A 9,761-nucleotide genomic window follows, 5' to 3' on the forward strand; every position below is an offset into this window, starting at 1 on the left:
TCGTGGGCGTGCGGGTCGTGGGCGGCCGTCGGGTGGTGGTCCGTGTGGCCGGCGAGGTTCTCCAGATGGTCCAGGACGATCGCGGCGGCCTCGCGGCGACGGGCCAGGGCGGCCCCGTCCAGGGGCAGGGGCCACACCTGGTCGGCGGTGGCCCGGTGCAGGACCGGGTTCTCCTCCCCTTCTCCGGGTTCGTCCGCCCAGGCCTCGATCTCGCCCCCTCCTGCGGCGCAGTGGTCGTGGAGGGCCTGCAGGAAGGCGGACGGGCCGCGGGGCCTCTTCTGGCTGGGGCCCCACCAGTGGCCGGAGCCCAGGAGCAGGGAGCGGGGGCGGGTGAAGGTGACGTAGCCGAGACGCAGCTCCTCGGTGTGCTGGTGGTCCTTCATGGCCTCGTGGAAGGCCTTCGTCCCGCGCGCGTCCCAGCTGTCGACGTCGGGGAGGGTGTCGGCGTCGCCGCGCAGGGCGTGCGGCAGCACCTTGCTCTGGCTGGTCCACTTCTCGCGGCCCTGGCCGCTGGGGAAGGTGCCGGTGACCAGACCGGGGACGGCGACCACGTCCCACTCCAGGCCCTTGGACTTGTGCGCGGTGAGCACCTTGACGGTGTTCTCGCCGCCGGGCAGCGCGTTGTCGAGGCCCTTCTCGTACTGGGCGGCGGTGCGCAGGAAACCGAGGAAGGCCAGCAGTGACGCCTCGCTCTCGTTCGCGGCGAAGGAGGCGGCGACGTCCAGGAAGTTCGACAGGGTCTCGCGGCGGCGGGCGGCCAGCGCGTGCGGGGAGGCCGACAGCTCCACTTCCAGACCGGTGACGGCGAGGACGCGGTGCAGGACGTCCATGAGCGGGTCGGACAGGGAGCGGCGCAGGTCGCGCAGTTCGGCGGCGAGCCGGGCGAACCGCACGCGCGCGTCCGGGGAGAACGGCAGCCCGTCGTCCCCGTCGCCGTCGAGGGGTGTTTCGAGGAACGTGTCGAGGGCGTCCGCGAGCGAGATCACCTCGGCCGGGTCGACGCCCTCGACGGCCTCGGCGAGCCGGCTGTCGGGGTCGTCGCCGGCGTCCACGCGTGTGTGGGCGACGAGCAGTCTCGCCCTGCGGCCGAGGAGCGCGAGGTCGCGCGGGCCGATGCGCCAGCGCGGGCCGGTCAGCAGCCGGACCAGGGAGGCGTTGGCGCCGGGATCCTGCAGGACCTCGCAGACGGCGACGAGGTCGGCGACCTCGGGCAGGTGCAGCAGCCCGGACAGGCCGACGACCTCGACCGGGACGTCACGGGTGACCAGGGCACCCTGGATCTCGGCGAAGTCGGTGGCCGTACGGCACAGGACGGCGATCTCGCCCGGCGCCTTCCCGGTCCGTACCAGGTGGGCGACGGAGTCGGCGATCCACTCGATCTCCTCGGCGTGGGTGGGCAGCAGGGCGCAGCGCACCAGGCCGTCGCGCTCGGCGCCGGGGGCGGGGCGCAGGGCCTGGACGCCCGCGTGCATGGCGCGCAGGGGCTCGGCGAGGCCGTTGGCGAGGTCGAGGAGGCGGCCGCCGCTGCGGCGGTTCTCACTGAGGGCCTGGCGGGTGGCGGGACGGCCGTCGGCGTGGACGAAGTGCTCGGGGAAGTCGTCGAGGTTGGCGACGGAGGCCCCGCGCCAGCCGTAGATGGCCTGGCAGGGGTCGCCGACGGCGGTCACGGGGTGGCCCGTGCCGTCGCCGAAGAGGCCGGCCAGCAGGATGCGCTGGGCGACCGAGGTGTCCTGGTACTCGTCGAGGAGGACCACCCGGAACTCCTCGCGCAGGAGGCGGCCCACTTCGGGGAGCCGGGCGAGCTGTGCGGCCAGGGCGATCTGGTCGCCGAAGTCGAGCAGGTCGCGCTCGCGCTTGGCGGCCCGGTAGCGGAGTACCAGTTCGGCCAGTTCGCGGCGGGCGGCGGCCGTCTCGGGGACCTTGCGCAGGTCGGCGTTGGTGAGTTTGGCGCCCTCCAGGGTGCGCAGCAGCCCGGTGTCCCACGCGCGCAGCTCCTCGGGGCGTACCAGGTGTTCGGCGAGCTCGGCGTCGAGGGCGAGGAGGTCACCGACCAGGTCCGGGAAGGAGCGGGTCAGCGCCGGGTACGGGCCGGGGGCTGCGCGCAGCACGCGTGCGGCGAGCTGGTAGCGGGTGGCGTCGGCGAGGAGCCGGGTGGTCGGCTCCAGGCCGATGCGCAGGCCGTGGTCGGTCAGGAGGCGGCCGGCGAAGGCGTGGTAGGTGGAGATCACCGGTTCGCCGGGCGGGTTGTCCGGATCGATGACGTCGGGGTCGGTGACGCCGGCCTTGATCAGCGCTTTGCGGACGCGCTCGGCGAGCTCGCCGGCGGCCTTGTTGGTGAAGGTCAGGCCGAGGACCTGTTCGGGAGCGACCTGCCCGGTGCCGACCAGCCACACCACGCGGGCCGCCATCACGGTGGTCTTGCCGGACCCGGCGCCGGCCACGATCACCTGCGGGGCGGGCGGCGCGGTGATGCAGGCCGTCTGCTCCGGGGTGAACGGAATCCCGAGGAGCTCCTTGAGCTGCTCGGGATCGGTGATACGGGCGGGCACCCCAGAGAGGCTAGCGGCGGACACCGACAGTGAATGCCACATCGCCCTCCGGGCCCGCGAAGGCGCAGGTCAGCACCCGTGGTGCCATTCGTCACGCGGGTCACTCGACGACGTGGCGGCCCTCCGGCCGCGCGCTGCACGACGCGCGGAACGCGCAGTGTGCGCAGTGCTGTCCGGCCGTCGGCGTGAACCGCTCGTCGAGGACCTTCCCGGCGGCGGTGGCCAGCAGCCCGCCGACCCACTCCCCCGTCGGCGGCTCCTGCGTCTGCACCTTGGGCAGGCTGTCGCCGCCGTCCCGCTTGGCCGCGCCCTGGCGCAGCTGGACGAGTTCGGCGCCGCCCGGCTCGGGGCGCGTGCCGCCGAAGACCTCGTCGACGGCGCCCTCGCGGACGGCGAGCTGGTAGACGGCCAGCTGCGGGTGGCGGGCCACCTCGGCGGCGGTGGGCGCCTGCTTGCCGGTCTTGAAGTCGACGACGTAGGCGCGGCCCTCGCCGTCGGCCTCCACACGGTCCATGGAGCCGCGGATGCGCACCTGGTAGTCGCCCGCCGCCAGGGACACGTCGAAGTCGTGCTCACCGGCCACGGGAGTGCGGCCGGCGCGCTCCAGGACGTGCCACTTCAGGAAGCGTTCGAGCGCCACGCGCGCGTTCTCCTTCTCCTGCTCCGACTTCCACGGCGCGTCGAAGGCGAGCGCGTTCCACACCGTCTCCAGGCGCTCCATGAGGACCGCGAGGTCGGCGGGGGTGCGTCCGGAGGCGACCTCGTCGGCGAGCACGTGCACCACGTTGCCGAAGCCCTGGGCGGCACTCGCGGGGGCGTCGGCCTTGACCTCGCGGCTGAGGAACCACTGCAGGGCGCAGGTGTTGGCGAGCTGGTCGAGGGCGCTGCCGGACAGTACGACGGGCTGGTCGCGGTCGCGCAGCGGCACCTTGCTCTCGGTCGGGTCGGCCATGCCCCACCAGCGGTAGGGGTGGGCCGAGGGCACCAGCGGGCGGCCCTCGTCGTCGGCGAGCGCGGCGAGCCGGGCCAGCCGGTGCGCGGCGGCCCGCCGGAGAGTGGCGGAGGCACGCGGGTCGACGGTCGTGGCGCGCAGCTCGGCCACCAGCGCCGCCACGGACAGCGGGCGGCGCGGACGGCCGGTGACGTCCTTGGGCTCGACGCCGAGTTCGGTGAGGAAGCGGGAAGGCTGGTCGCCGTCGTCCGCGGGAGCCTTCACCGCGGTCACGACGAGGCGTTCACGCGCGCGCGTGGCGGCGACGTAGAACAGGCGGCGCTCCTCCGCCAGCATCGCGCCGGGGGTGAGCGGCGCGGCGAGTCCGTCGCGGCCGATGCGGTCCGCCTCCAGCAGGGAGCCGCGGCGCCGCAGGTCCGGCCACAGCCCCTCCTGGACGCCGGCGACCACGACCAGGCGCCACTGCAGCCCCTTGGAGCGGTGCGCCGTCATCAGACGCACCGCGTCGGGGCGTACGGCGCGCCGGGTGAGCGTGTCGGCGGCGATGTCCTCGGCCTCGATCTCCTCCAGGAAGTTCAGGGCGCCCCGGCCTCCGGTGCGCTCCTCGGCGCGGGCGGCGGTCGCGAACAGCGCGCACACGGCGTCCAGGTCCCGGTCGGCGTTGCGTCCCGCGGCGCCGCCGCGCCGGGCGGCCCGCTCCAGGCGGGCGGGCCACGGTGTGCCCTCCCACAGGTCCCACAGCGCCTCCTCGGCCGTACCGCCGCCCGCCAGCCGCTCACGGGCCTTCCTGAGCAGCGCGCCGAGGCGCTGGGCGCCACGCGCGTACGTGGGGTCGTGTGCGACCAGGCGCTCGGGTTCGGCCAGGGCCCGGGCGAGCAGGTCGTCCGAGGGCGGGGGCAGGGGGTTGCCGGCGGCGCGTTCCTCCTCGCGCAGCGCGCGGCCCAGGCGGCGCAGGTCGGCGGCGTCCATGCCGGCCAGCGGTGAGGCGAGGAGGGTGAGCGCGGTTTCGGTGTCCAGCCAGCAGGTGTCCGCATCGGGCTGCCCTTCGGGCGGCTCCCCGGGTCGCCCTTCCGGATCCTCGCCGGCCGCTTCCGCCGCGCCGCGCCGCGCCGCTTCCGCGGTCGCCACCGCCCGCAGCGCCGTCAGCAGGGGCGCCACCGCCGGTTCGTGGCGCAGCGGCACGTCGTCTCCGTCGACGTCCAGGGGCACCCCGGCGGCCGTCAGGGCGCGGCGGAGGGTCGGGATGGCGCGGGCGCCGGCGCGCACCAGGACGGCCATCTCGTTCCACGGGACACCGTCCTCCAGGTGTGCCCGGCGCAGGATGTCGGCGATGTTGTCCACCTCGGTGCCCGGTGTCGGGTAGGTGTGGACGTCGACGCGGCCGCCGTCGCGCACCGGGGTCAGCTCGCGGTGGGCGCGGACCTTCTCGGCGGGGAGGCGGGTGAGCGGCATCCTCCGGGTCAGCAGACGGGTCGCGGCGAGCAGCGCGGCGCCGGAGCGGCGGGAGGTGCGCAGGACCTGCACGGGGGCCGGGCGGCCGTCCGCGCGGGGGAAGGTCCGCGGGAACTCGAGGATGCCGTTCACGTCCGCGCCCCGGAAGGTGTAGATCGACTGGTCGGGGTCGCCGAAGGCGAGCAGGGTGCGGCCGTCCCCGGCGAGCGTGCGCAGCAGCCGTACCTGGGCCGGGTCGGTGTCCTGGTACTCGTCGACGTAGACCGCGTCGTACCGCGCGGCGAGCCGCTCGGCGACCTCGGGGCGGCGGGCGAGGAGCACCGCACGGTGGACGAGTTCGGCGTAGTCGAGGACGCCCTGCAGGTCGAGGACGTCGAGGTACTCGGCGAGGAAGGCGGCCGCCGCCTGCCAGTCGGGGCGGCCGCCGCGGCGTGCGAAGGCCGCCAGGGCGTCGGGGCCGAGGCCCAGTTCGCGGCTGCGGGCGAGGACCGCGCGGACCTCGTCGGCGAAGCCGCGGGTGGTCAGGCAGGCGCGCAGCTCGTCCGGCCAGCGCACGTGTCCCAGGCCCTGGCGGGCCAGGTCGACCTGGCCCGCCAGGAGGTCGCGGACGGTCACGTCCTGCTCGGGTCCGGACAGCAGCCGCAGCGGCTCGACGAACAGGTCGCTGTCCTGGTGGGCGCGGACCAGGGCGTAGCAGAACGAGTGGAAGGTGGTCGCCTGCGGGGCGTGGGCCGCGCCGGCGCGCAGCGCCATGCGGTCGCGCAGGTCGACGGCGGCCCTGCGGCTGAACGTCAGCACCAGGATCCGTTCGGGGTCCTGGCCGCGGGCGATCCGCGCGGCCACGGACTCCACCAGGGTGGTGGTCTTGCCGGTGCCCGGACCTGCGAGGACGAGCAACGGACCGGTCTCGTGGTCAACCACGGCGCGCTGTGCGGCGTCCAGAAGAGGGGGAGCCGGCCTGGGCGGTGGGGTACGCACCAGTCGGTAGGCGCCACGGTTCCCCTGGCGCACCTGGGGGTGCGGCAGACGTCTGGTGGAGGAAGAGGAGCTCACGTGGTTCGCCGGTCCTGGTGGGTGTGCTGGGGTCTGTCACGGCCGGCGCGCAGCGCCGTCGTCGCGGGGACGCACGGGCCGATGGGAAAAGCGGTGGCCGCGGGGTGAGGGGGACACGTGCAGCCGACGCTACGCCGGGACCGGGTGCGGAAGGAGGACTTCCCCTTCTTCCCGTGGCCCTCACCGTGCACTGCCGTCACGTGTGTCCCTCGACTCACGAACGTACGGCATGGCGCGCACGTGTCCCGATTCCCCCGTACGGACCACGGGCTCCCCGAAGGCCCCTCGAATGGCGGAAGCTGTCAGGTGTGACCCTGCGCGCATTCGCCGCCGTCCCACCGGGCCCGCCGCATGTCGAGGCGCGGCAGGTGGTCCTCGGCCGCCCTGCCCGCCTCCTTCAGAGGCGTGCCCTCGACGCGGTAGTGGGCGAGGGCGCGCAGCTCGTGACCCGGAAGCAGAACGCCGTCCGCGCGTACGACCCGCCACCACGGGACGGCTCCGCCGTAGAGGGCCATCACGCGGCCCACCTGGCGGGGGCCGCCCTCCTGAAGCCATTCGGCGACGTCCCCGTAGGTCATGACGCGCCCCGGCGGTATCAGGTCGGCGACCTCGAGGACCCGCTCGGCGTACTCGGGCAGCGCGTCGGGGTGTTCCGGGCGGCCGTCGTCCGGAGGGCTCATTTCGCTCATCCGCCCCATCCTGCCCCACCCCACCGACAGCGGGACGTGCCCGGGGCGAGGCCGTGCCCTCGCTCCCGGGCGGTGCTTCGGGCAGACTGTGCGCCCCCGCACATGCACCCTGACGCCCTCGCGTGTCGGTGGGGCATGCCACCATCGTGCGGGCGGTGACCGGTGATACGAGACCAAGAAGAGACCATGAAGCAGCAGGGTGTGCACCCCGACGGCGCGGAGGGCACATCCGGGGCTTCGTCGCGTCCGGACACCAGGGACACGGACGGCCCGAAGGCGGGCAGGAAATCCGCCGAGGACAGGGACGTGGCCCACGTCGACGAGCTGGAGGGCGACGAACCGCTGCTCCCCGCGCGCGTGCACCGTCCCTCGGACCTGATGCGGCTGCTGGTGGGCGTGCTCGCCATCGTGGTGCTGCTGACGATCGCCGCCTTCGCGCACGGCACCACCTCGGGCCTCGAACAGGACATCAACAAGGGCACCGGTCAGGCACCCGATCTACTCATCAAGATCGCCGGGTTGGCGTCCAGCATCGCGATCCTGCTGGTTCCGGTCGCGTTCGCGATCGAGCGGCTGATCAAGCGGGACGGGCTGCGGATCGCCGACGGCGTGCTCGCGGCGGTCCTCGCCCACGGGGTGACGCTCGCCACCGACCTGTGGGTCGCCAAGGGCGCCCCGCACTCGATCCAGGAAGCGCTCACCCAGCCCTCCCCCGGTGACATCCACGCGCTGACCGACCCGGTGCACGGCTATCTCGCTCCTGTCATCGCGTACATGACGGCCGTGGGCATGTCCCGCAGACCGCGCTGGCGCGCGGTGCTGTGGATCGTGCTGCTGCTCGACGCCTTCTCGATGCTGGTCACCGGCTACACCACGCCGTTCTCGATCATCCTTACGGTGCTGATCGGCTGGACCATCGCCTACGGCACCCTGTACGCGGTCGGCTCGCCGAACGTCCGTCCCACGGGGCGGACACTGGTGGCAAGGCTGCGGACCGTCGGCTTCCACCCGGTGAGCGCGGCCCGCGAGGACGTGGCGGAGAACGCCGACAGCGGCGACCGCGGCCGGCGCTACTTCGTCACCCTGGAGGACGGCCCCCCGCTGGACGTCACGGTCGTCGACCGCGAACAGCAGGCGCAGGGCTTCTTCTACCGTCTGTGGCGCAACCTCACGCTGCGCGGTTTCACCACCCGCAGCAGTCTGCAGTCGCTGCGCCAGGCCCTGGAGCAGGAGGCGCTGCTCGCCTACGCGGCCATCGCGGCCGGCGCCAACGCGCCCAAGCTGATCGCGACCTCCGAGCTGGGCCCCGACGCCGTGATGCTCGTCTACGAGCACACCGGCGGGCGCACGCTCGACTCGCTGGCGGACGAGGAGATCACCGACGAACTGCTGCGCCACACCTGGCAACAGGTGCGGGCGCTGCAATCACGGCGCATCACGCACGGCAGGCTGGCCGGTGACGCGATTCTGGTGGATCGTTCCGGCAGGGTGATCCTCACCGATCTGCGCGGCGGCGAGATCGCGGCCGGTGATCTGCTGTTGCGCATGGACGTCGCCCAGCTGCTGACGACGCTCGGCCTGAGGGTGGGCGCGGAGCGCGCCGTGGCCTCCGCGGTCGGTGTCCTCGGGCCCGACGCGGTCGCCGACTGCCTGCCCATGCTGCAGCCCATCGCGCTGACGCGCTCCACGCGCGCGACCCTGCGCCGACTGGCCCGGGAACGGGCGCAGCGGGAGCGGGAGGCGGTCCTGGAGGGATCCCGGCAGAACAAGCAGGCCCGGCTGGAGGAGTCCGCCGCGGAGGTCGGCCCCATCGTCCTCGAGAAGCCGGAGAAGCACAACAAGAAGGACAAGAAGGCCGAGCGTGCGGAGGCGCGGGCGGAGAAGCGGGCCATCGGCGAGGCTCTGGAGGAGGCCCGCGAGGAGGACCTGCTCACCCAGATCCGCCACCAGGTGCTGCGGATCAGGCCGCAGGCGCCGGTCGAACCCGCCCGGCTGGAGCGGGTACGGCCGCGCACCCTGATCAGTTTCATCGCGGGCGCCATCGGTGCGTACTACCTGCTGACGCAGCTCACGCACATCGAGTTCGACACGCTCTTCGCCCACGCCCAGTGGGGCTGGGTGGCAGCGGCGGTGCTGTTCTCGGCGCTCAGCTACGTCGCGGCGGCCATGGCGCTCCTGGGCTTCGTGCCCGAGCGGGTGCCGTTCCCGCGGACCGTGGCGGCGCAGGTCGCCGGGTCGTTCGTGAAGATCGTGGCCCCGGCCGCGGTCGGCGGGGTGGCCCTCAACACGCGCTTCCTGCAGCGCGCGGGCGTACGCCCCGGGCTGGCGGTGGCCAGTGTCGGCGCCTCGCAGCTGTTCGGGCTGGGCTGCCACATCCTGATGCTGCTGTCCTTCGGCTATCTGACCGGCACCGAGAAGACGCCGTCGCTGTCGCCGTCCCGGACAGTCATCGCGGGGCTGCTGACGGTCGCGGTGCTCGTGCTGGTGGTCACGTCGGTGCCGTTCCTGCGGAAGTTCGTCGTCACGCGCGTGCGTTCCCTGTTCGCGGGCGTCGTGCCGCGCATGCTGGACGTGCTGCAGCGGCCGCAGAAGCTCGTCACCGGCATCGGCGGCATGCTGCTGCTGACCTTCTGCTTCGTGATGTGCCTGGACGCCTCGATCCGGGCGTTCGGCAGCCAGTCGACCTCGATCAGCATCGCCAGCGTTGCCGTCGTCTTCCTCGCCGGCAACGCGCTCGGCTCGGCCGCCCCCACCCCGGGTGGTGTGGGCGCGGTCGAGGCGACTCTCACGGTCGGTCTGATCGCCGTGGGTCTGCCCAAGGAGGTGGCCGCGCCGGCGGTGCTGATGTTCCGGCTGCTGACCCTGTGGCTGCCGGTGCTGCCCGGCTGGCTGGCCTTCAACCACCTGACGCGCAAGGGCGCCCTGTAGGGCACCGCCTCCGCTTGCCCCGAACGGCCCCGTCGCCTCCGCTTGCCCCGAACGGCCCCCGTCCCGCGCGCGAGCCCGCCGGCGGCGCGAGGATGAAGGCATGCAGAACCCCCGCGGACTGTGCGCCGCCGGCGGGCT

General features: G+C 73.9%; 4 protein-coding genes. 1 reads left to right on the forward strand and 3 read right to left on the reverse strand.

Features of this window, described 5'->3' with window-relative positions; all coding sequences use genetic code 11:
- The 3 genes from C1I97_RS23795 to C1I97_RS23805 all read right to left on the reverse strand — a co-directional run.
- On the reverse strand, positions 1–2,549 hold a 2,549-nt coding region (locus tag C1I97_RS23795; protein WP_111005226.1), incomplete at its 3' end, for an ATP-dependent helicase.
- 100 nt (positions 2,550–2,649) lie between these two features.
- The gene (locus C1I97_RS23800; RefSeq protein ID WP_111005227.1) at positions 2,650–6,006 is read right to left on the reverse strand and encodes an ATP-dependent helicase; all 3,357 of its coding nucleotides are present in this window, start codon (positions 6,004–6,006) and stop codon (positions 2,650–2,652) included.
- 302 nt (positions 6,007–6,308) lie between these two features.
- On the reverse strand, positions 6,309–6,695 hold the full coding sequence (locus tag C1I97_RS23805) for an MGMT family protein (protein ID WP_181446878.1): 387 nt from the start codon (positions 6,693–6,695) through the stop codon (positions 6,309–6,311).
- 186 nt (positions 6,696–6,881) lie between these two features.
- Between C1I97_RS23805 and C1I97_RS23810 the strand changes: the two genes are divergently transcribed.
- Positions 6,882–9,623: a lysylphosphatidylglycerol synthase domain-containing protein gene (locus C1I97_RS23810; protein WP_181446879.1), complete on the forward strand. Its 2,742-nt coding sequence runs from the start codon at positions 6,882–6,884 to the stop codon at positions 9,621–9,623.
- The last annotated feature ends 138 nt before the right edge of the window (positions 9,624–9,761 follow it).

The sequence above is a fragment of the Streptomyces sp. NTH33 genome, assembly GCF_003236365.1.
Classification (GTDB): Bacteria; Actinomycetota; Actinomycetes; order Streptomycetales; family Streptomycetaceae; genus Streptomyces.

Bases quoted from the DNA above. Each gene is read 5' to 3' on its own strand.
- C1I97_RS23805 (WP_181446878.1), bottom strand. From the start codon at position 6,695: ATGAGCGAAATGAGCCCTCCGGACGACGGCCGCCCGGAACACCCCGAC.
- C1I97_RS23810 (WP_181446879.1), top strand. From the start codon at position 6,882: ATGAAGCAGCAGGGTGTGCACCCCGACGGCGCGGAGGGCACATCCGGG.